The sequence below is a fragment of the Salinisphaera sp. G21_0 genome (genome assembly GCF_017744115.1).
Taxonomy (GTDB): domain Bacteria; phylum Pseudomonadota; class Gammaproteobacteria; order Pseudomonadales; family Endozoicomonadaceae; genus Endozoicomonas.
This window is the reverse complement of sequence record NZ_JAGHQW010000026.1, coordinates 1-20,780: the sequence shown is the minus strand read 5'-3', so window position 1 is coordinate 20,780 and position 20,780 is coordinate 1. Positions and strand designations below refer to the sequence as shown.

The window sequence follows — 20,780 nt, the reverse complement described above, 5'->3', positions numbered from 1 at the left end:
AATAAAATTTTTTTGAACTGACGCATTTGTTGTTAAAAACAAAGGTCAGCAGTGGAAATAAAAGACAAATGTTGTTTTCGGTTCGGGTTTTCAGCACATCACGACATTGACAGCCAGACCACCGGTGGCTGTCTCTTTGTATTTATCCTGCATATCAAGCCCCGTCTGGCGCATGGTTTCAATGACGTCATCTAGGGAAACCCGGTGCTGCCCGTCACCTTTCATGGCCAGCCGGGCCGCATTGATGGCCTTGACAGCGCCCATGGTATTGCGCTCAATACAGGGAACCTGTACCAGACCGGCTATCGGATCACAGGTCAGGCCCAGGTTGTGCTCCATGCCTATTTCAGCGGCATTTTCAATCTGGCGGTTATTGCCGCCCATTACAGCGCACAGAGCGCCTGCGGCCATGGAGCAGGCCACTCCGATTTCCCCCTGACAACCCACTTCGGCGGCAGAGATTGAGGCGTTCTTTTTATAGAGCATGCCAATGGCTGCCGCGGTGGCCAGAAAGGTCACAATACCTGATTCAGTGCTACCCGGAACAAAACGATCGTAATAGGCAAGAACCGCCGGAATAACACCGGCTGCGCCATTGGTTGGCGCGGTAACGACACGACCACCAACGGCATTCTCTTCATTGACGGCGATGGCGAACAGATTGACCCAGTCCATGACTTCCAGGTGATCCTGCTGGTCTTCGGGGCGGTTCAAAAGCTCCTGATGCAGCTGGTTTGCACGACGATTGACATTCAGGCCGCCGGGAAGTACCCCTGTCTGCTCACAGCCACGGTTGATGCAGCGATCCATTACCTGCCAGATATTCAGCAACGCCGGTTGGATCTGGTCAGATCTTCCCAGGTGTTGTTCATTCTCCAGGACAATTTCACCGATGGAGAGTCCGGTTCTGTCTCCGATATCCAGAAGGTCCTGAGCGTTATTGAACGGAAAGGGTATCTGAATGTCCGTTGCCGAAGTCGTCTGTTCGGTTTCCTCTTCATTCAGTACGAAGCCTCCGCCCACGGAGTAATAATTGTCATGAAAAAGCTCAAGGCCTGCTGCATCGAAGGCTCTCAGCGTCATACCGTTAGGGTGCTTGGCAAGCGATTGGCCATGCAAAAAGTGAAGGTGTTGATCTTCGACGAAAGGGATCGGATATTGGCCAGCAAGTATCAACTGACCGGTGCTGCGGACATCGTTGATCAATGTCGGAGCCTGGTCAGGATCAAGCTGATCCGGTTTTTCACCCATAAGGCCCAGCATCACGGCAGTATCGGTGGCATGGCCTGTACCGGTCATGGCCAGGGAACCATAGAGCTCAATACGAATTTGACGGGTATTCTCAAGCTGCCCCTGTTGGAGCAGGGCGTCAAGGAAGCGGTTGGCGGCTACCATCGGACCCACAGTATGGGATGAGGAAGGGCCTACACCAATCTTGAACAAATCGAGAATACTTAAGCTCATCGCCATGACTCCATTTGTTGGTATATTTTTTTGATATCTGCTTTCAGGGCTATTTTTTTGTTATTTATCAAAAAGAAAGATGGTCAAAAGAGCCATTAATAGAGAGCAGCCTGAAACCAGGCATCAATGGATTATTAACGGGTTTTGACCAGATCACTGAATTCCTGACGGCAAGCGTAACAATACCTTCCTCTCACATCAATAAACAAGTTTTCAATAAGAAACAAATTTTCACAGCGACCTGATGGTCAGGGCATAATGGGACAACAAGATAAGTACTCTCGGTTTTCAGCCTACCGAAGAATATATTCTGGAAACCTATGGGGAAGGATGATAGAAGAAAGAAAACAGCCCACTGCCACCCATGGGAGCAGGAGCGCCAGAACTGCCTCCGGAGTTTTCCGAGATTTTCGGCCTTACCGAGAAGCGAGCCAGACACCGGGCAGATATTCAGTCGCTGGTGGATGCTGCTGAGTATTCAGGCACCAGGTACCTTTGGGCGGTTGATGGGAATGGTAAAAAGTGGCGTGTAGGCCCTCTCCTGCCAAAATGCCAAATCTTGCCAATATCTGCTAATATTCAAGCATAATATGATAAAGGAGACAATTATGGCCACACTCAATATTTCATTACCCGACCAGCTCAGAGACTGGGTTGCCCAGCAGGTTAAACAAGGCGAATACTCAAGCGCCAGCGACTATCTGAGGGACTTGATCCGCAACGACAAACGCCAGCAAGAGCAGTCGGCCAAATGGTTAAAAGGGCATCTGGAGCCCATCTTGAATACACCGGAAGACGAGTTTCAATCACTCAACGCTGATGACATCAAGGCAAGAGCCAGAAAGAGGCTGAACAATTCCGGAGGTGATGAGTGAGCGAACTCTACCGTTTTCACCCGGTAGCCATTGCTCAGCAGGAAGAAATCTGGCTCTTTACCTACAAACATTGGGGAGAAAAACAGGCCGATCTTTACATTGATGGACTGCACCAATATTTAACCAGCGTCGCCAGACACTACGCTCTACTGAAAGTGCTACCGGAGAGCATCATTAGTGGAGTCAGTTTTTTGCGTTATAAGAAGCACTACGTATTTGTCAAATCCTCCGATGGTGCACAATCGGAAGTTTTATACGTCCTGTCTATTTTGCACAGCAGTATGGATATACCAGCACGTTTAAATGAGTTGCTTGATGAGTTATAGAAAGCAGCCTGCGGGAGAGGAATGCTTCTTTCTCAGGTGGTTGATGGGGCGGCGATGCTGGAAGGAAATTCAAGATTCAAGATCTGACACTGATTTCTCTGATTTCTTAATGCAGCAGTCATCACAGCGGCAGGTACCCGAATAGAAGAGACCAGTACCATCAATAGGAAGCAGATAAAGATCTTTCAATTTGCCGCATTGGAATGCATAAGCTTGAAGGGCACCATTGCGCTGAACGACAGAAAACAATTCTTTAAACGGCGTCTTCAACCCAAGTGGATTAACCGGGTCAACAACCTCTCTCATTCTGGTGTCGGAGGGGACTCTGCCATCTTTGACGTGATAGAGCTTTTCAAGATTATGACAGCAAATTTCATCAAGCCCCTCTTCATCGAATCCTAATAGTGAATCGAACTTTTGATGCATCATCGCAAAAGCAGATTTCAGGAAATTAGGAAAGGGGAACACGCATTTGTTTGGACGATGATCTGGAATGCTGTCGAAGCATTCTGATACCTTTTTTATCAAGTAAGAAGCACTGAATTGCCTGACATTTTTCTGGATAGCCGTACCCATGACTGACCCGACGACAATGATTGAATAACATAAGATTTTAGTCGAAGAATTGTGCGGGCATGATTTTTTTACCTCTTCTGTATCTCCCGTGGCTGTAATGCTTCAGGATTCATCGGGAATTGCTGGTCCGACAGGCTCCTGGGTAACTGCCTGAATCGTTCCGTTTAATCCCTGATGATTATCCCACGGGCAGGTGCTAGAATCCGGCCAGAATTATAGCCGGGAGCTTTCTCAGAGCATCTTTTCCAGCGCACCGACATAAGGTAGTTATCCTTGCCCGCACTGTGTTAAGAGAACTACCTGAGATTGACCCACGCCCCATTGAACCACTATCAGGAGCTCCACTTGCTTTTCCGATCTCTGAAGCGATCATTGATACCTGCCATCATTGTGCTGGTGGCGTTATTTCTGGTGTTGAGTACGCGGCCCAGGCTGAATAGCTTTCAGGGGCAGGTTATGGGAACGACCTATAGCGTCAGTTATGTAGCGACTCTGTTCAGTCATCCGGTAAAGGATGTGTCCGCTGTAGTTCAGGATGCCCTGGCTGATGTGGATCAACGGATGTCAACCTATAAGCCTGACTCCGAGCTGATGCAGTTTAACCGTGCCCCGGTAGGGGAGCCATTTAAACTGTCCGGTGATATTGTTCAGCTGGTTCAGCAAGCCAGGGAGATTTCTGATCTTTCGGATGGAGCCTACGATATTACCGTAGGTCCCCTGGTGAACCTGTGGGGCTTTGGCCCGACACAATGGGTTGCCGTCAACGACAGTCAGGATGATAGTGACTCCCACCCGCTGGCCAATGCTCCGGAATTTGTCAAATGGATAGAGGACCAGTATCCGGGCCATATTCCCGAGGCAACGGCTATTCAGGAAGCTCTGGCCAACGTTGGTTATCAAAGTCTGAAAGCGGACCCTGAAGGTTCAACCCTGACCCGGGAAAAGGCGTTGTTTGTTGATCTGAGTTCCATCGCCAAGGGCTATGGTGTTGATCAGGCGGCGGCGGCTCTCAGGGCTCAGGGTATTGAGGACTTTATGGTAGAGGTTGGTGGCGAAGTGCTGGTTCATGGGGTCAAGCCTAATGGCAACCCCTGGCGATTGGCGGTGATCGGTCCTGAAATGGGAAAAAACGGCGTGTCAGCATTGGTTGAGCCTCTGGACAAGGCGCTGGCAACCTCTGGTGATTATCTGAATTTTTTTGAAGTCGATGGCAAACGTTACTCACATACCATTAATCCTGTTACCGGCTGGCCTGAAGCCAAGCGGGTAGCGGAAGTGGCTGTCATTGCCGATACCTCGGCCCGGGCCGATGCCCTGGCCACCATGTTTATGGTGCTGGGGGATGAGAAAGGACTGGAACTGGCGAACAGGCTAGGTATTGCGGCACGTTTTGCCTATTATACGGATGAAGGATTTGCAACGGTAACCAGTGAGGCCTTTAAGCCTTACCTGGTTCAACAGCCATGAACAACCTTGAGCGGGAAATAGCGCTGCAATAAACAGGTTCCGTGTATCACCTGAACCATTTCATGGTAAATAATGGAGGAATCAGTCATGACCATTATGCTGATTACATTTTGTACTTTTCTGGTACTCATTGCGGCTATGGCGGTGGGTGTAATTTTTGCCAATAAGCCGATTAAAGGCTCCTGTGGTGGCCTTAGTAATCTTGGCCTGAAGGACAGCTGTGTTATTTGTGGCGGTGGAGACAAAACAGATCCTCTTTCCGAGGTGAATGATGACCTGTTTTATGACGCGACGGCTGCAAATCAGAGTAAAAAGGCGTAATCGTTTCTGGTTACGTTTGTTTTTTATTGGTTGTAGACACCAGTGACAGCCTCCTGGTGTAAAGCTTTTTGGACACTCAAAGTATAAGCTGTAAATAAGAATAAACGGATAATGTGTTGGAACCGGGGGAATCGAATAAATGGGTGTCAGTAAATACGATTTGGTCATCCTTGGGTCGGGGCCTGCGGGTGAGGGGGCGGCCATGAATGCCGTCAAGCTTGGTAAAAAGGTCGCTGTCGTTGAGCAGTTTAACTTTGTCGGTGGCAGCTGTACTCACCTGGGTACGATTCCATCCAAGGCTCTGCGCCACTCTGTCAAACAGATCATGGATTTCAATACCAACTCCATGTTTCGTGAGATTGGTGATCCCCGCTGGTTCAGCTTTCCCAAAGTATTGAAAAGGGCGGAATCGGTGATTCAGAAGCAGGTGCAGTCCCGGACCATGTACTATGCCCGGAATCGCATTGATCTCTACTTTGGCCGTGGTGTCTTTATTGATGAGCACACCCTGGAGGTGACTGAGCCCAGCGGGAATACGGAACGTCTGTTCGGGTCCAACTTTCTGATTGCCACCGGTTCCCGTCCCTACCATCCACCCGGTGTCGACTTTCACCATCCCAGGGTTTTTGATAGTGATTCCATTCTGGAGCTGTCCTCTACGCCACGACGCATGATCATCTACGGTGCCGGTGTTATCGGCTCTGAATATGCCTCGATATTCTCTGGTCTGGGCGTGCTGGTGGATTTGATTGATACCCGTGAGCGGCTGCTGTCGTTTCTTGATAAAGAGATTTCCGATGCCCTGAGCTATCAGCTGCGCAAAATGAACGTCATTATTCGCCATAATGAAGAGTTCCAGAAACTTGAGACCATGGATGATTGCGTGGTGCTGCACCTCAAGTCGGGTAAGAAACTCAAGGCCGACATGTTGCTCTGGGCCAATGGCCGGACAGGCAATACCCAGGCAATGGGGCTGGAAATGATCGGCCTTAAGCCCGATGGTCGTGGGCAGTTAAGTGTTAATGAAAGCTATCAGACCTCATTACCCCATATTTATGCGGCGGGTGACGTCATTGGCTGGCCCAGTCTGGCCAGTGCCGCTTATGACCAGGGCCGCTCAGCTTCAGCACACCTTTGTAACAGTGAGGACTGGCACTTTGTCAATGAAGTGCCCACGGGAATCTACACCATCCCGGAAATCAGCTCTGTGGGTTGTACGGAAGAAGAACTGACGGCAGATGCCATTCCCTATGAAGTGGGCAAGGCGTTTTTCTCCAGACTGGCCAGGGCTCAAATCACTGGCGAGGTAGTTGGCATGCTGAAGATCCTTTTCCATCGGGATACCCTGGAAGTGTTGGGCATTCACTGTTTTGGTGACCAGGCTTCGGAGATTATCCATATCGGTCAGGCGGTGATGCGTCAGGAGGGTAAGGCCAATTCACTTCGTTACTTCCTGAATACCACATTTAACTATCCGACGATGGCTGAAGCTTACCGTGTTGCTGCTTTGGATGGGCTGAACCGATTGTTTTAATCCTGTTTAATCGGCTTATCATCTCAGCTGCGCCCGGAGTATGACTGCTTCCGGGCGCAGCTGAAATTCCGGAACACCCTTTTTAGCCTAATCATTCAAACAGAGGGTGATTCTGTTTGTTATACTAAGAACGTTTCTGAGGCAGGACTTGAATTTTGCTTTATGCAAAGACCTGCCACCGTTTCCCGCCTACGCTTTTTGCCGCCTTTTTCTCTTATCACCGTAAACGACCAGAGTTGTTAACCATGAAAGACCTGCCCCCAGCTTTCGTGACCCCGGCTTTCGAAACTTACCGGGACCCTGCTACCAGCCAGCGAAAAACAAAGGCTAAACAACAGGTCTGGCTGGTTCTATTGATATCTCTACTATTCCTGCCGCTCACTTTTGCAGAGATTCCCAAAGGCAATCCTCAACCAAACGCCGCGGGTGTGGTAACCCTGCGCGGCTGGGACGCCAAACTGGGGGCAGGTATCACCTGGCAGGAAAACGCCAAGTACTTATTGTTCAGCGGAAGTTCTGCTGGCTCTCAAGCAGAATGGACAATCAAAGGCCTGGAGAACATCTCTTACGATGTGAACCTCTTGCTCAGAAATGTCCCTGCCAGCTCTGCTGGCAAGAGCGTTCAGTTACAAATCGGCCCGGAAACGCTTCAATTTACTCTGGCCCAGACAAGTGGTGATTTAACAAGTATCAAATTAGGCACAGCTACGCCTGGCGAAGGAGAGCACACAGCATTTTTAAAAGGTTTGGACGACTACAATGACAGCTTGATGGAAGTCTATCGTATCGTCTTGACTCCAGTTACCATCCAGCGTTGGTGGAATCCCCTTGGCCAGACATGGGAGACGAAGAGACCCCCTTTAATTCTCGGAGCCCAATGGTATACCGGCAATGGTAACTTCGACACGCCATCGCCAATGAAAGATGTGGATGATGCCCGTCTTAACCGTAAAGGCTATGCAATTGTAACCACCGAGAAGCTTAGAAAAAATCTGACAAAGCTAAATGACTTTATCGCTCATAAGGAAGCCCTCGGCTTTACCGTATATGTTGTCACAGAAAAAGATCACGGTGGCGGTCATGGTGTCTATGCTGCGGATAACATACGTACCTGGCTGCGTAATAACTATCAGAACAAGGATATTCTTTATGTCCTTATGGTCGGTGATCCCGATATTTACCAGGGCGATGTGCCGATGGCCATTGCCAAAGGCGGTATCTCACGCTTTGAACGCCAGGCCAACGTCGATGCGGGTAAAGTCACAGATTGGCACGAATATACCTATGGGGTAGCGGCTACTGACCATTACTACGTGGACCTGGTGAATGAAACGATTGATGCCGATGGCGATGGCGTTCTCTACAGTAATGGCGATTGGGGTAAAGGGCATTCAGGGCAGTGGAGTGTACTCGTTGGTCGTATCCAGGTGGCGGGTGAAGGCAGTCAATTTGGTAAATACAGTGATGTGGACGCGATCTTGCAGAAGTTTATCGATTACGAAAACGAGGCAGATACCACCTGGCGCTACAGACCGGATATCAACGGTACAACCTGGAATATCAATGCAGCTGTCTACGAATATGCAGGTGTTGAGTATCGAGTTCGCGGAGGTGTTGGCGATGGCCACGTCCCGACAGATTTCGAACAGTGGCAGAATGACTACTTCCTGACCAACTACGATATTGGCTATATCCGTACGGGTGGCCATGGTACACCCACTTGGACACAAGGTGGTCTCAGTGTCGATTTCTCACGCAACCATGGTAACAATGTCCGCCCGTACTTATCTGAGATCGGCTCCTGTGAAGCCTGTGAAGTTGGTTACGACAATAACCTTTGTGCCTCCCAGTTACGTTATGGTTCCATTGGTGTCATGGGAGGGACACGCCCGGTGGGGTCACTGGGCAAAAATAATGGTTTTGGTGAACCGTTCTACCGTCACAGCCGCTTCGATATTTTCACCAAAGGTGAGCCCATGGGACTGGCACACTGGCAGAGAATGTGTGATGGGCATCGTAGTATCACAGGAAGTGATATTGTCTGGACACTCAATGGCGATCCGTCCATCAAGGTGATGCCACAGGCGATGAAGCCAACTTACCCGATCATCGCCCGCCCGACTCAGGAAGTCGTCTATGACTGGGATGGTAATGCCAAGTTACCATATCAAGAGTACGACATTACCAACAACACAGATGTAAGTCAGACTCTGGCAATTCAAACAGACAGTCCGTGGTTAAGCCTTGACAGGACATCTGCCTCACTGGCAGCAGGTGAAACAATCACTGTCACTGCTACAGCTAATACTGCCGCAGTGAACCTCGATGAAGGTCAGTCAGTCGCTCATATTTATATCAAGGAAACCGGTGGTTATACCACGACCCGGAAATTTAATTTCTTTAAGCGAATACCACACGTCGATGGTTTAATCGACTTCGATCATGTTGTTTCAGGTCAATCACAAACAATGTGTTCTGGTGGCGCGAAAGTGGCAGTCAATGAGGCAGCTGTCGTTTCCGGTGGTGTCAGTGGCAAGGCGTACGACACATCTATCGACACCCATGGCCTGGTGATCGGCAATGATGTAATACCCTCTGCACGCCATCACAGCATGACACTCTCTTTTTGGTTTAATTCCGCCCAGGCGATCAGTTCTAACGTTAATTTACTCCACGGTGCTTATGATAAAGAGTCACTCAACATTGATATCGTCAACCATGGCACAGGCATAAAAATGCACTGGCCATCTTCACAATTAGCCGGTGCCATAGAGTGGAATGAGATCGACGCCAAATACACCAATGAAGGGACTGTAGGCATTGCAACAGGAACCTGGCATCAGGTAACCATGGTCCATGAATATGGCGGTATCAACAAACTCTTCTTCGATGGTCAACTGGTCGATTCTGCACCCCACGTGGGCTATGCCTATAACTTTAACAGTCTGACTTTTGGCAAGGGCTTTAACGGGCTCATTGATGAGATTCAAAGCTTTAACTATGCCCTGAATGACAATCAGGTTGCTGCCAATTATCAACGGACTAAACCGGTCCCGATTGCTCCTGCTTATAACGGTATTGTTGCTGCGGGAGATGTCCAATTTGACTGGACAGGCGTGCGCGGTGCTGCAGGCTACGAACTCTTTGTCAGTTCAAACAAAACGGATGTTGATAACCCGGACAGTGGCTTAACAGCAGCCTGGAAAGGCAGCCCTACTGAAGTTGTACAGACGGTTAACGACACCGACCAGATTTTCTGGCGAGTGGATGCCGTCATGGCCGACGCCAGTCGTATCCGGGGGGATACCTCCAGCTTTCGAAAAGTGGCTTCTGGCTACGTGGCTCATACCAACCAGGCTCCGGTGGTCACTCAGCCAACCATTAACCTTGGTACCATTGAAGGAAGTAAACCATTTGGACCTTTTGATCTGAGCCAATACTACAGTGATCCTGAGGGAGGTGAACTCCTCGTCTTCCATAAAGATACGGCTACTGGTACTTATGGGCCATGGGGTGGTGCCTTTTCCGCGGGTTTGAACGTCCATGGTAGCGGCCAGGTTTACTCTAATGAGGGGGTAACGAATGCTGATGCGCAGACCATAAACCTCAAGGTTGTCGACGACCGGGGTCAGGAAACGTTCTTCGACTTGAATTACCAGGTTGAGCAAGCCCCGAAATTCACCAGCAATGCTTTTCTCGTATTGGAAGATACAGCGGTCAACACGGTCGTTACGACGCTCACCGCAACGGATGCCAACCATGGAGACACAACGGTATTATATTCTGCAGTGGGTGGTGATGGACTCAGTCACTTCGCAGTTGCCCCTGATGGTAAAGTGACCTTAATAGCGGCTTTGGACTTTGACCTGAAACCTTCATACAGCCTCGTTGTCAGCGCAACCGATGAACATGGTTACTCTTCTGAACAGACCTTCACCATTTCAATTGGCAACACGGTGGGGCTACCGCTTCATACTACTTATTCGACGTCTTTTGCAGGCGCTACGCTCACCGACTCTGGCTTATCTGCGGATATCCCTGATAGCTCACTGGCTTCTATTACCATCGATGAGGTTAATGATCGTCTCGACATTACCACAACGGGCAACACGGATATGTGGAAGGCACGTAACAATGGCCCTATTGCTTATTTTGCAGCACCCGGCTCTGAGTCCTGGGCAGTGGAAACCGAAGTCGAACTGAACGCCGCACAAAATCGTCAAATTGCAGGTCTTACTGTCTATGCGGATGAAGATGGTGCACAACCGGTATTTTCCTATGGCCTGGACTACTGGAGTGGCCGTGATGGACTCATTAACCTCCAAGGCCTTGGTACCAACAACCCGCTTATTAACGTCAGTGCCAACGCTTCTGGCAAGGTCAAACTGCGTATGGAAGTGATTGAAAATGGCAATGGCACCGGAGTTGACAGGTACACGTTCTTCTATGACCTGTTGGATGGTAATGGCATGCAGAAGCTCACATCTTATGGCTTCGCAGTAGACAGAAGCCGTATTGGCCTATTTCTGAAAACAGCGCATGCACGTACAGCGTACTTCGATAACTTTGAGGTTTCTGAAGATACCATGCCAGCGCCTTAAGTTTTCGGAAAGTGTCGTCTTTCTACTTACCGAAGCCGGGACAGGGCCATTAACATGAGCGTAAAAGGGGGCTGGGGAGTACTTTGCTATATTCATTATTCAAAATGAAGAAGGTAATAAATCAGATGCATATTAATACAATACCAATGCAGCCAAATCAGATGCCACCAGATGAACCATCTGGCGCTATAGGAATAAATCCTGCTAATCATACAAATAAAGATACAACGTTCAAACAGTGCGATGTTCATCAAGTTGATCACCGAAACCGTTATTTCACACCAACTGCAGGGGAAGATACCGATCTCACCACAAGAGAAAGATTGCTAGCGGCCATTGATCAGCATAGGCGAAATAGCTAGCCTTAGAGAAAGGCGTCGTGTCAGTAGAATTAACGACGCCTTCAAGGTACTTAAAAATAAAATTCCCGGAGGGACTGGCAAATCATTAACAAAACTACAGATATTAAGACAGGCGTGTCTATACATTAGAGCCCTTGAGCACCAACTCAGAAATCCCCCTGGACCTTTCTGATTGGTTGAATGGCGCTATCGTTGACGCACAGCAGAGGTAACTGCTTGAAGGTTAATCTGCAGCTGGTAATCACACAGGGTGACAACAGGGTAAGAATGATTATCCTGGTTTCGCTTCCTTTTTTGCTTTTTCTTTGCGCGCTATTTTGTAGTTCCTTTGGCGCTCCCTTTGGCGCGCTGCATAAACCTTATCATTATTGTAGCGCTCCCTTCGGCGTACCCTTTCGCGCTCAGCGTATTCAGGGTCCCGGCGAAGCTGCCTTATACGCTCCCTTTCACGCTTCCGGAAAGCATGGTCTTTGCAAGCCATCTTATAGCGGTTCCTTTGGCTCTGCCTCTGGCGCGCTGCGTAAGCCGGATCACTCTGGTAGCGGCTCCTTTTGTGCTCAATTATTGAAGCGTTACTCTCAGTCATTTCTTTTGTCTGGTGGGGAGGGGCAATTTTCGTTTGGATCAGGTTTGGCGTGTTAACTACAGCAATAGGCTGAAAATCTTGCGGGTTGAATAATTGATGATCTGGATTCCAATAGCTTATTGTGGTTGGCTTCCTGATCTCAGGCACACTCCCCGATAAGCATGCCTGATGAGTACAGCATGTCTCTGTTATTGATGATGGCGGATTATTAGTGCGTTCATAAGCAGGATGCCATGGTACATATTCATCAAGAACTGATTGTGGTATCTCATAAATATCAGTTCTGAGGAGGTTTGCCGGATCATGAATTAATTGAGAGTCAACATTATGTTCAGTCAATAATCTTAAAAAATCTTCATTATTCGGGAGAATGGCTGATTGGCTATGGTAAACAGGAAAAGGATTGTCCAGCCTGATAACAGACCTGCCTTGATAGATCGACGGTTGTTCAACGGAATAAGGTTGATACGGGTATTCTATTAAATGTAAAGAGTCGAAATAAAAGCCAGAAAAAGCAGGGTTGTGCGAAGGTATGCTATTGTAGTAGTTCATTGAATAATTGAATAATTGAATGATTGAGTGATAGCTTAAGACGCAAACCATTGGTAAAAGTTCCTCTCTTTAAGCAGAATCATTCTGTTTGTGTTTTTTTTGGCGAACCCTTTCGCACTCAGCAGAAGCGAGATTATTGCCAGGCGTTCTTTTGTGCTCGGCGCAGGTGATCTTATTGTGGTAACGCTCTATTTGTTGCTTCCTTCGACGTTCCATGTAAGCGTGATTTTTTCTAAGTTCTCTTTGTCGCTCCCTTTGGCGCTCTGCGTAATCGGGATCATTCTGGTAGCGTTCTCTTTGGCGCTCTCTTTGGCGCTTCCTCAAGTGCTCTACGTAAGCTGGATCTTTGCGACGCTCTCTATGGCGCTGCCTCAGGCGCTCTGCGTAAGCAGGATCTTTGCTACGCTCTCTGTGGAGTTTCCTCTGTCGATCTTTTTGTATCTTGTTTTGGCGCTCCAGGTAAACAGGATCTTTACGAAGCTCCCTCTGGCGCTCCCTATGTATCTTCTTTATACGCTCTGCGTAGTCGGGATCATTTTGATAGCGCTCCCTTTGGCGTTGTTTTTGCCGCTCTGTGGCATTGAGGGGATTCTTGCAGAAACCCTTTTGTTCCACGACTCTTGAAGAGTTACCAACAGTAACTTTTTCTGTCGTTTGGTTATCACTCGTGGTGTGGTAAAGGTTGAGTGGGTTATCAGCAGCAGGTTGTATATTTTGTGGGTTTGAGAGTCCAACAGGAAGATCAGTTAAATGGTCTACCGGATTCGAAAGACTTGCTGGTGCTGACTCCCCGGTTTCAGTCTCACTACCTGATGAACATGTCTGCTGAGTCAATGGGGCATTTAATATGGATGATATCGCATCATTGTCGTGCCCATTATCAGAATACGAGAATAAATATTTATCAAGATCTGCCTGTTGTGTCCCGAAAATATCGGATCCGAAAGAGTCTTCTGGATTAGTTGGTGTTCGAGCAGAAATATTATATTTATGCAATAAGCTAAGAGGATCAGCATTGCTTTGTTGGTTTTTTGACTGGCTATCGTAATTGTAAACAGAAAAAATGGAGTCCACTGCCTGTATAGACATACCTAAATGCATTGGCTGTTGTTCCCTATCAAACTGATACGTTTGTTCTGTCAAATTCAGTGAGTAGGAGTATGAATCAGAAAGATCAAAGTTGAATGGAGAGCAGTTATTTAAGTGATCCATTGAATTATTGAATTATTGAATTATTGAACTGTAACCCTTGACCTTCTATTTTTATAAAAGTTCCTTCCTTAAATAATTTATCCGACCCTATATCAAATAAGAATAGATGCTTTCTATAGTTATTAACCATGGTAATGTGAAATTCAGCACTTTACAGTTGTGAAGAATGGTGGTTGTCGGGTTATTGGTAATTAAGTCTATGTGGGTATGGGTTTAATAGATGAAATCAGCCGATTTTTCAGCCTGGTGTTTGGATTTCAGAGGAGGAGTTGGTATTGGCTTCAATAGCAGATTCCAATTTTTTTATGTATTCAGATTTGAAGAATCTTGATTTTGTTGAAGAGTATAAATTTCTAGCCTTCTTTTTTAAAAATTTAAAGCTATTCAAATCATCTAGATCAATTGAGTTGATATTTCTTCTTTTGGCGTCGGTAATTAAATTAGATAATTTGTCGATGCCGTATTTTTCTATCAGTTTGTTGTTTTTTTGGTTGCGATCAAGATAACCTCTAATTGTATCAAGTTCATTGATATTGTTAATTTTTTTTCTGCAAATTGACTTGATTGATGTGATTTTTTGTAAATCCAGCTTTGACTCCATTTCTTGTATATGGTTTTCTATATTGTCCCGGCTTCTTTTTGCAGATATCCTATTTAATTTCTTTCTGTTATTTGTTTTCCAAATCTCATATATTGTCATGTCTGAAATTTTATTTTTGGAAGCCTCTATATGAGTTAATTGGTTATGGGGAATTTGTGGTTTCGCAGATAGTAAATTATGGGATAATTTACTATGATTCAATGATGTTGAGTTTGTGCTTATCAATCCATTATTGATGGGTTTATTATCGGAATTAAATGAAAATTGATTGGCAGTACTCTGTGATAATTCAGGAAATAAATCATCGATATCAGGTGAAATATGAGAAATAGAAAATTCAGTTAATGAGTGTTGAGGGGTTAATATAACCTGGTATGTTGTATCCTTTGTAAGATATAAAGGAATGGTTTTATCAAATACCTGTTTCACGGAATGACCAGATATGCCTGGCTCATGAATTGAAGGTGCAGCTGGGCTCGGAGTTAAATCTTTCCACTGTATCGAATCACAAGCGTTCGAACAAAAAGAAACATCATTTATGATTGGTGAACTGTGCATTGAGAAATTGTAGCATTTAAATATATTTCAAGACCGCTATTTTTTATAGAAGTTCCCAGCCTTTCGCAATCCAGTCATCAGTCAGTTAACTGAAACTATTTTTTTACTTTGCCTGTTAACCACTCAGTGTCAAAGGGCTCGAATGGCATTGTAAATATTCCTTCAGTCTGATAACTGAGCAGTGATGAAGGACGTTGATGATAACCCTGCTTTTTTTGTCGTAGTAGCTGACTCTTTTTCCATCGCTACTTGTTCACTAAAGCCTTTATTTATGGCTGATCGATAGGCTTATGATCTTGCATTTTTTATGGACTGGGAAATCCTTTTATCCCTGGATAAGGCGTACCTGACCAGTTTTCTGGCCTTGGCCGCCTGGCCCTTTTCGGATGCTCTGTATTTGGCCTGGCTCGCCTTGCGACTATCGGATGCATTGTATCTGGCTATTGTCGCCAGGCCCTTTTCGGATGCTTCGTATTTGGCCTTGCTTGCCTTGCCCTGATCGGATGCATTGTATATGGCCCTGACCGCCTTGCCTTTTATGGATGCGGTGTATTTGGCCTGGCTCACCTTGCCATTATCGGATGCAAGGTACCTGGCTCTGTTTGCCTGGCCTTTTTTGGATGCGGCGTATCTGGCCTGGGCCGCCCTATGCTTAGCTTTTGCGATGCATTTGTCTTTGCTTTCCTTACCTTTAATGGGTGCGGCGTATTTGGTTTTGCTCGTTTTGTCCAATCCAGAAGTGCATGCCCCTTCATTGGGAAGGGGCAGAGCTTCACCAAACTCGGAAGATTCCGTTGATTCTGGCCTGACATAAACAGGAAAAGGATATTTCAGTGTCTGGACAGCTATACCTTGATAGGTGGGATGCTGTTCATTTTTGTCATGCTGGTACGTTTGTTGAACCGAATTCAAATTGAGTCCGGAAAACGCAATATGGAAGGGCGGTAATTTATTGTAGTGATCCATTGAATTATCAAATTAAAGAATTACAGCTTAAGACCACCCTTTATTATAAAAGTTCCTCCCCACTACAACCCATTCAATATTTATGTCAAACACATATAGAAATAATAGCAATTCGGGTCAGGTTTACTTGAGGCCGAAATCATAAAGGGGGGCGAGCCCCCTTTTCTGGTTAAGTGGCAGTATCAAATGTCAGCGGCCAGTCGGCAGCCCTGGTTGATTGCCCGCTTGGCATCCAGCTCAGCAGCCACATCCGCTCCGCCAATCAGGTGCACGGTCTTACCGCTGATGCTATCAGCAAGCTCGCGCATGGGCTCCTGGCCTGCGCAGATAACAACGCTATCCACATCAAGCACCTGGGGTTCCCCGGCAATGGACAGGTGCAGGCCCTGATCATCCACCTTATGGTACTCACAGGCTGGTACCATGCGCACCCCCCGGTTAGCCAGTGATGAGCGGTGAATCCAGCCGGTGGTTTTGCCGAGGTTTTTACCGGGCTTGCTCTTTTTTCTCTGCAGTAAAAAGACTTCCCTGGAGGGTTTTGGGTGCTCGCTTTCGGCCAGCAGGCCACCGCGATTTTCCAGTGTCATATCCACGCCCCACTCTTTCATAAAGGCCGGAATATCAAGACTGCTGGATGGGCCTTCCTGGGTAATCAGTTCGCATAAATCAAAACCAATACCGCCAGCGCCGATAACGGCTACTTTGTTGCCCACAGGTGCTCCCTTGAACACATCCAGGTAACTCAGGACCTTGGCGTGATCAATACCTTCCAGCTCCAGATTTCTGGGGGTGATACCTGTGGCGATGATGACTTCGTCAAAGTCACTGTTTTCCAGCTCTTCTGCCGTTACTTTGTGGTTGAGCTTCAGCTCGACGCCGGTCAGCTCGATCTGTCGTTTGAAGTAGCGAAGGGTCTCTTCAAATTCTTCCTTGCCGGGTACGGTTTTCGCGATATTGAACTGCCCGCCAATTTTGTCCGCCGCGTCAAACAGTGTGACGTTGTGACCACGATAGGCTGCTGTGGTGGCAAATGCCATGCCAGCAGGACCTGCGCCCACCACGGCCAGCTTCTTGGGTGTACTGGTTGGCAGATAGTTCAGCTCGGTTTCATGGCACGCCCTGGGATTTACCAGACAGCTGACGGGTTTCATATAAAAGACATGATCAAGGCAGGCCTGGTTGCAGCCAATGCAGGTATTGATTTCATCGGCTCTGCCTTCCGCCGCCTTGTTCACCCATTCGGCATCAGCCAGCATAGGGCGGGCCATGGACACCATGTCTGCATCACCACGGGCCAGAACTTCTTCTGCGGTTTCCGGCATGTTGATCCGGTTGGAGGTGATGACCGGGATATTGATTTCGTTGCGAATTTTTGCGGTTACCCAGGTGAAGGCTGCTCTTGGTACCATCGTTGCGATGGTGGGGACACGGGCTTCGTGCCAGCCAATGCCGGTATTAATAATGGTGGCACCCGCCTGCTCAATCTCTCTGGCCAGTTCAACGATTTCATCCCAGCTACTGCCGCCTTCAACCAGATCCAGCATGGAGAGGCGGTAAATAATGATGAAGTCCGGACCTACTCTTTCCCGGGTCTGTCTCACCATGGCTACCGGCAGGCGAATGCGCTGATGGTATTCTCCACCCCATTCGTCCTGTCGCTGGTTGGTGCGATTGGCAATGAACTGGTTGATGAAGTACCCTTCAGACCCCATGATTTCCACGCCATCATAGCCTGCTTCTTTTGCCAGGGCCGCAGAGTTGACAAAGCTCTCGATCTGCTCGTCCACCTCTTCAGAGGTCAGTTCTTTAGGCTTGAAAGGATTGATAGGAGCCTGAATGGCACTGGGAGCAATGCATTTTGGGTGGTAGGCATAACGACCGGTATGCAGGATCTGCATACAGATTTTTCCGCCAGCCTTATGCACGGCGTCTGTAACCAGCTGGTGGTGCTTAACATCATCCATGGTTTCCATGGTGGCAGCACCCGGCATACCCCCGCTCTCCTGGTTCGGCGCGATACCGCCCGTTACAATGAGTCCCACACCGCCGGCTGCGCGTTCGGCAAAATAAGCCGCCAGTCGTTCAAAACCGTTGGGCTGTTCTTCCAGGCTGGTATGCATGGAGCCCATCAAAACCCGGTTTTTCAGTGTGGTGAAACCCAGATCCAGCGGTGCCAGAAGATGTGGGTAGGGAGTAGTCATTTTATAATCCTTCTTGTGATTCGACGCCTCATCTAGACGCTGTCAAGATAAAATGGTATTTTGACACTGTCAAGATAATTTGTATTGTCTCTGGACTGCACCATTTTGTATTAGACAGCGCACGGGCATTAAACGACATATGACTGGCAGAAAATCCTACCACCATGGCAACCTTCACCAGGAGCTGCTCGAAGAGGCAACCCGGATGATCGGGGAGCAGGGGGTGGATGGCGTTTCCATGCGCGCGCTGGCGGAACGGGTAGGGGTCTCCAGAACGGCGGCTTATCATCATTTTAAAGATAAGAATGCGCTGCTCTGTGCCATCGCCGAGCAGGGGTTTGAGAAGTGGCAGGCACACTTTGCGCAACAGAAGCATGAGCAGTCAGGGGACATGAATGGCTGGTTAAAAGCTTTTGTCCATGCTTATCTGGATCTTTCCTGGCAGTATCCTGAGGAGTATGACCTGATGTTTGGTCGTCCGGTCTGGAAAAATGGTGAACCAACAGAGAGTCTGAGAGCGGCCTCTTTTGCCTGCTTTCAGCACTATGTCGACCTGATCCGCAGCTGGCAGGATAAGGGTAAGTTTTCAAAAGATATCGATGGTCTGCGCCTTGCCCAGGTGAGCTGGAGCATGTTGCACGGTATGAGTCGTTTATTGAACGATGGTATTTACCTGGATAGAAACTCCATTGATGCCATGTCGGACAGTGCAGTAGAGATGATATTGGCAGCGGCAACGGTATAAGAAAAGTATATTTCCATGATGCACAAAGAAATGTTCATTATTATTTTGGCAGTGGAGATCAAAAATAGTGCGCCCGATATGGCGCAGTATGAGGTGTAAGACGGTCCAGTGTCGGTTTTCTTTCCGTCCCCGGTTTTGTCAAACCTTTTTATATGGAATTGGCGATAATAACTGCTTATCAAGGCAGATCAGATTATAGTGTTCCAGGCTCTCTTGCCGTAAATAATCTCGCACAGGAGTTGCTAATTTCATCAGTGGTTCAGATTCTCCTGCTTTAACTTTTTCAAATCCAAATTTTTCATAAAATGAAATGGCATCGTAGTCGCTATTCAAGACTATGACAGGAACTTTCCTGGACACCGCAACTTCAATAATTGATTTCATCAACAACTTTCCAAGTCCATTACCTTGATAGGATTTTTTTACCGATAAAAGTTCAATAGATATTGATTCATGATTAATTTTAAATGATAGATAAGCAGCTGTGGTAGCATTACTAATATCAATAAGTTCAATAACTCTTTTGTTAAAGTTTTTAGCTGTATCTATTTTTTTTAATGCTTTCTTCGCATATTTAATAGCTGAGACTTTTATATTTTTGGAATGAAAATATTCTCGAATATATGATATGTCGGATACTTTGGGCACAATGCTAATCTTATAGCCTTTAAACCTGGCCTCTAAGATAAGGTTGTATGGTAGTGTGATGTTGCTTACAGCTTCTGTGCAGGATGCAAGCTCAATCATGGGGTTCATATATTTAGTTTCCTAATAGAAGCCGGAATTGGTATTACTCACCATAGCAACCTTCATCAAGAGCTGCTTGAAGAGGCACCCCGGCTGCTTGGGGAACAGGGGTGGGGATGGTATTTCCATACTTGCCAGTTTTCAGGATTATATCGACTTGGTAGTGGGCTAAACCTGTTATATTCCATGAGTATCAATGCCAAATTCGACTTTATTAATTAATAAGCCAATTAGGGTATCATGCATTTCTCTAATTTTGAAAAGCATATTGTCTTTCTGGCCAAACGCTTGATCCAAGTTCTAAAGTTGAGATTTTTTCGTTCTATTTTCTTGGTGTTTTTCTTTCCAACTATATGTGATGTGTATTTTATCAAGATGGCGATCATAAGCTCCCCAGTCATCCGTATAAAATTTCTTAATTCCAAATGGTTCGAGAAGTTCTTTCAGCTTTTTAAAAACTTCATCATTTCGTTTACCAAAAACATAAGCCAAAACGGTATTGGTAAAGTGGTCAACGGCATACCAGAGCCAACGCTGATTTGATTTATCATGAACAAAGGACCCATTGCTCATCCAGTTCAGCCTCTTGGCAGACAAGGCCTACATGTATAACCGATCCCCAAGATTCGTTTTCTGAATATTAGGATTGACTTGAACCAATCCTTCCTCTTTTTTTAATGTATCTAAGTAGTTAACCAAATGAAATCATATTTTCTGACTAAGTGGACGGTCACTCTGCTGCGTTACAACTCCGGTCACATAGCTAAGGCTATGCTCCCTTCGTTGTGCCTTGCATAGTAACTGCCCACTTAGCCAGAAATATACGATTCCATTTGACCAACTACTTAAGTTGTAAAAGCGTCATATGCCGCATTTTAGCAGAAAATAACAATCTCAGGTTTGACCCACTACCCACAGGTGGTTAGACAGTTCCGTTGGAATCAGGCGATGATTTACAAAGTAAGTAATTGTCCCGAAATAATTCCTACATTTCGCCTATAGTAAAGAGCCATAAATATCTACCTTACGGCTCTTTTCTGTGCGAGTGGTTATGAATAATTATTCAGAATCAGTTGAAACTCAGAT

The 20,780-nt window shown here is 46.9% G+C and carries 18 protein-coding genes and 1 pseudogene; 10 read left to right on the top strand and 9 right to left on the bottom strand.

Features of this window, described 5'->3' with window-relative positions; all coding sequences use genetic code 11:
• Positions 1-90: 90 nt before the first annotated feature.
• Positions 91-1,464 (bottom strand): L-serine ammonia-lyase, encoded by a 1,374-nt coding sequence (locus J7439_RS13460; RefSeq protein WP_209202375.1) that lies wholly within the window; start codon positions 1,462-1,464, stop codon positions 91-93.
• 364 nt (positions 1,465-1,828) lie between these two features.
• Here J7439_RS13460 and J7439_RS13455 point away from each other — a divergent pair, with 364 nt between their 5' ends.
• Genes J7439_RS13455 through J7439_RS13445 form a run of 3 tightly spaced genes read left to right on the top strand, consistent with a single transcriptional unit; the run spans position 1,829 to position 2,665 of the window.
• Positions 1,829-2,053 carry a hypothetical protein gene (locus tag J7439_RS13455; RefSeq protein ID WP_209202373.1) on the top strand — a complete coding sequence of 75 codons (225 nt, stop codon included), beginning with the start codon at positions 1,829-1,831 and terminating at the stop codon, positions 2,051-2,053.
• 19 nt (positions 2,054-2,072) lie between these two features.
• Positions 2,073-2,339, top strand: coding sequence for a type II toxin-antitoxin system ParD family antitoxin (locus J7439_RS13450; protein ID WP_209202371.1), 267 nt, complete (start codon positions 2,073-2,075; stop codon positions 2,337-2,339).
• The gene (locus J7439_RS13445) at positions 2,336-2,665 is read left to right on the top strand and encodes a type II toxin-antitoxin system RelE/ParE family toxin (RefSeq protein WP_209202370.1); all 330 of its coding nucleotides are present in this window, start codon (positions 2,336-2,338) and stop codon (positions 2,663-2,665) included. The genes J7439_RS13450 and J7439_RS13445 overlap by 4 nt, the downstream gene beginning before the upstream one ends.
• A gap of 69 nt (positions 2,666-2,734) precedes the next feature.
• Here the strand turns inward: J7439_RS13445 and J7439_RS13440 are convergent, their stop codons facing one another.
• Positions 2,735-3,241, bottom strand: coding sequence for a hypothetical protein (locus tag J7439_RS13440; protein ID WP_209202368.1), 507 nt, complete (start codon positions 3,239-3,241; stop codon positions 2,735-2,737).
• A gap of 345 nt (positions 3,242-3,586) precedes the next feature.
• Here J7439_RS13440 and J7439_RS13435 point away from each other — a divergent pair, with 345 nt between their 5' ends.
• From J7439_RS13435 to J7439_RS27155, 6 genes are all read left to right on the top strand, one after another.
• Positions 3,587-4,708, top strand: coding sequence for an FAD:protein FMN transferase (locus J7439_RS13435; protein WP_209202366.1), 1,122 nt, complete (start codon positions 3,587-3,589; stop codon positions 4,706-4,708).
• Between the two features lie 87 nt (positions 4,709-4,795).
• Positions 4,796-5,029, top strand: coding sequence for a (Na+)-NQR maturation NqrM (gene nqrM, locus J7439_RS13430; RefSeq protein ID WP_209202363.1), 234 nt, complete (start codon positions 4,796-4,798; stop codon positions 5,027-5,029).
• Positions 5,030-5,168: 139 nt separating this feature from the next.
• Positions 5,169-6,563, top strand: a complete 1,395-nt coding sequence (sthA, locus tag J7439_RS13425; RefSeq protein ID WP_209202361.1) for a Si-specific NAD(P)(+) transhydrogenase — start codon at positions 5,169-5,171, stop codon at positions 6,561-6,563.
• Between the two features lie 155 nt (positions 6,564-6,718).
• The gene (locus tag J7439_RS13420) at positions 6,719-11,164 is read left to right on the top strand and encodes a LamG-like jellyroll fold domain-containing protein (RefSeq protein ID WP_209202359.1); all 4,446 of its coding nucleotides are present in this window, start codon (positions 6,719-6,721) and stop codon (positions 11,162-11,164) included.
• Between the two features lie 125 nt (positions 11,165-11,289).
• Positions 11,290-11,526, top strand: coding sequence for a hypothetical protein (locus tag J7439_RS13415; RefSeq protein WP_209202480.1), 237 nt, complete (start codon positions 11,290-11,292; stop codon positions 11,524-11,526).
• Complete coding sequence (locus tag J7439_RS27155) at positions 11,501-11,698, top strand: basic helix-loop-helix domain-containing protein (protein ID WP_209202357.1); 198 nt, start codon at positions 11,501-11,503, stop codon at positions 11,696-11,698. The genes J7439_RS13415 and J7439_RS27155 overlap by 26 nt, the downstream gene beginning before the upstream one ends.
• 99 nt (positions 11,699-11,797) lie before the next feature.
• On the opposite strand, the gene J7439_RS13405 is transcribed toward J7439_RS27155, so the two are convergent.
• From J7439_RS13405 to J7439_RS13385, 5 genes are all read right to left on the bottom strand, one after another.
• Positions 11,798-12,112 carry a hypothetical protein gene (locus J7439_RS13405; protein WP_209202355.1) on the bottom strand — a complete coding sequence of 105 codons (315 nt, stop codon included), beginning with the start codon at positions 12,110-12,112 and terminating at the stop codon, positions 11,798-11,800.
• Between the two features lie 621 nt (positions 12,113-12,733).
• Complete coding sequence (locus J7439_RS13400; RefSeq protein WP_209202353.1) at positions 12,734-13,753, bottom strand: hypothetical protein; 1,020 nt, start codon at positions 13,751-13,753, stop codon at positions 12,734-12,736.
• 361 nt (positions 13,754-14,114) lie between these two features.
• Positions 14,115-15,035 carry a bZIP transcription factor gene (locus J7439_RS13395; RefSeq protein WP_209202351.1) on the bottom strand — a complete coding sequence of 307 codons (921 nt, stop codon included), beginning with the start codon at positions 15,033-15,035 and terminating at the stop codon, positions 14,115-14,117.
• Positions 15,036-15,323: 288 nt separating this feature from the next.
• Complete coding sequence (locus J7439_RS13390; RefSeq protein WP_209202349.1) at positions 15,324-16,001, bottom strand: hypothetical protein; 678 nt, start codon at positions 15,999-16,001, stop codon at positions 15,324-15,326.
• A 182-nt stretch (positions 16,002-16,183) separates the two neighbouring features.
• On the bottom strand, positions 16,184-18,202 hold the full coding sequence (locus J7439_RS13385) for an NADPH-dependent 2,4-dienoyl-CoA reductase (RefSeq protein WP_209202347.1): 2,019 nt from the start codon (positions 18,200-18,202) through the stop codon (positions 16,184-16,186).
• Positions 18,203-18,341: 139 nt separating this feature from the next.
• Here J7439_RS13385 and J7439_RS13380 point away from each other — a divergent pair, with 139 nt between their 5' ends.
• Positions 18,342-18,947, top strand: a complete 606-nt coding sequence (locus tag J7439_RS13380) for a TetR/AcrR family transcriptional regulator (protein WP_209202345.1) — start codon at positions 18,342-18,344, stop codon at positions 18,945-18,947.
• Between the two features lie 138 nt (positions 18,948-19,085).
• Here the strand turns inward: J7439_RS13380 and J7439_RS13375 are convergent, their stop codons facing one another.
• Together J7439_RS13375 and J7439_RS13370 are read right to left on the bottom strand one after the other, a co-directional pair.
• Positions 19,086-19,694 carry a GNAT family N-acetyltransferase gene (locus J7439_RS13375; RefSeq protein WP_209202343.1) on the bottom strand — a complete coding sequence of 203 codons (609 nt, stop codon included), beginning with the start codon at positions 19,692-19,694 and terminating at the stop codon, positions 19,086-19,088.
• Between the two features lie 177 nt (positions 19,695-19,871).
• A pseudogene (locus tag J7439_RS13370) lies at positions 19,872-20,283 on the bottom strand (IS1 family transposase); the annotation flags it as partial.
• Positions 20,284-20,780: the final 497 nt, after the last annotated feature.

Excerpts from the sequence above, each read along its gene's own strand:
- J7439_RS13460 (WP_209202375.1), bottom strand. The coding sequence starts at position 1,464 with ATGAGCTTAAGTATTCTCGATTTGTTCAAGATTGGTGTAGGCCCTTCC.
- J7439_RS13455 (WP_209202373.1), top strand. The coding sequence starts at position 1,829 with ATGGGAGCAGGAGCGCCAGAACTGCCTCCGGAGTTTTCCGAGATTTTC.
- J7439_RS13450 (WP_209202371.1), top strand. The coding sequence starts at position 2,073 with ATGGCCACACTCAATATTTCATTACCCGACCAGCTCAGAGACTGGGTT.
- J7439_RS13440 (WP_209202368.1), bottom strand. The coding sequence starts at position 3,241 with ATGGGTACGGCTATCCAGAAAAATGTCAGGCAATTCAGTGCTTCTTAC.
- nqrM (WP_209202363.1), top strand. The coding sequence starts at position 4,796 with ATGACCATTATGCTGATTACATTTTGTACTTTTCTGGTACTCATTGCG.
- sthA (WP_209202361.1), top strand. The coding sequence starts at position 5,169 with ATGGGTGTCAGTAAATACGATTTGGTCATCCTTGGGTCGGGGCCTGCG.
- J7439_RS13415 (WP_209202480.1), top strand. The coding sequence starts at position 11,290 with ATGCATATTAATACAATACCAATGCAGCCAAATCAGATGCCACCAGAT.
- J7439_RS13405 (WP_209202355.1), bottom strand. The coding sequence starts at position 12,112 with ATGACTGAGAGTAACGCTTCAATAATTGAGCACAAAAGGAGCCGCTAC.
- J7439_RS13400 (WP_209202353.1), bottom strand. The coding sequence starts at position 13,753 with ATGTCTATACAGGCAGTGGACTCCATTTTTTCTGTTTACAATTACGAT.
- J7439_RS13395 (WP_209202351.1), bottom strand. The coding sequence starts at position 15,035 with ATGCACAGTTCACCAATCATAAATGATGTTTCTTTTTGTTCGAACGCT.
- J7439_RS13390 (WP_209202349.1), bottom strand. The coding sequence starts at position 16,001 with ATGGATCACTACAATAAATTACCGCCCTTCCATATTGCGTTTTCCGGA.
- J7439_RS13385 (WP_209202347.1), bottom strand. The coding sequence starts at position 18,202 with ATGACTACTCCCTACCCACATCTTCTGGCACCGCTGGATCTGGGTTTC.
- J7439_RS13380 (WP_209202345.1), top strand. The coding sequence starts at position 18,342 with ATGACTGGCAGAAAATCCTACCACCATGGCAACCTTCACCAGGAGCTG.
- J7439_RS13375 (WP_209202343.1), bottom strand. The coding sequence starts at position 19,694 with ATGATTGAGCTTGCATCCTGCACAGAAGCTGTAAGCAACATCACACTA.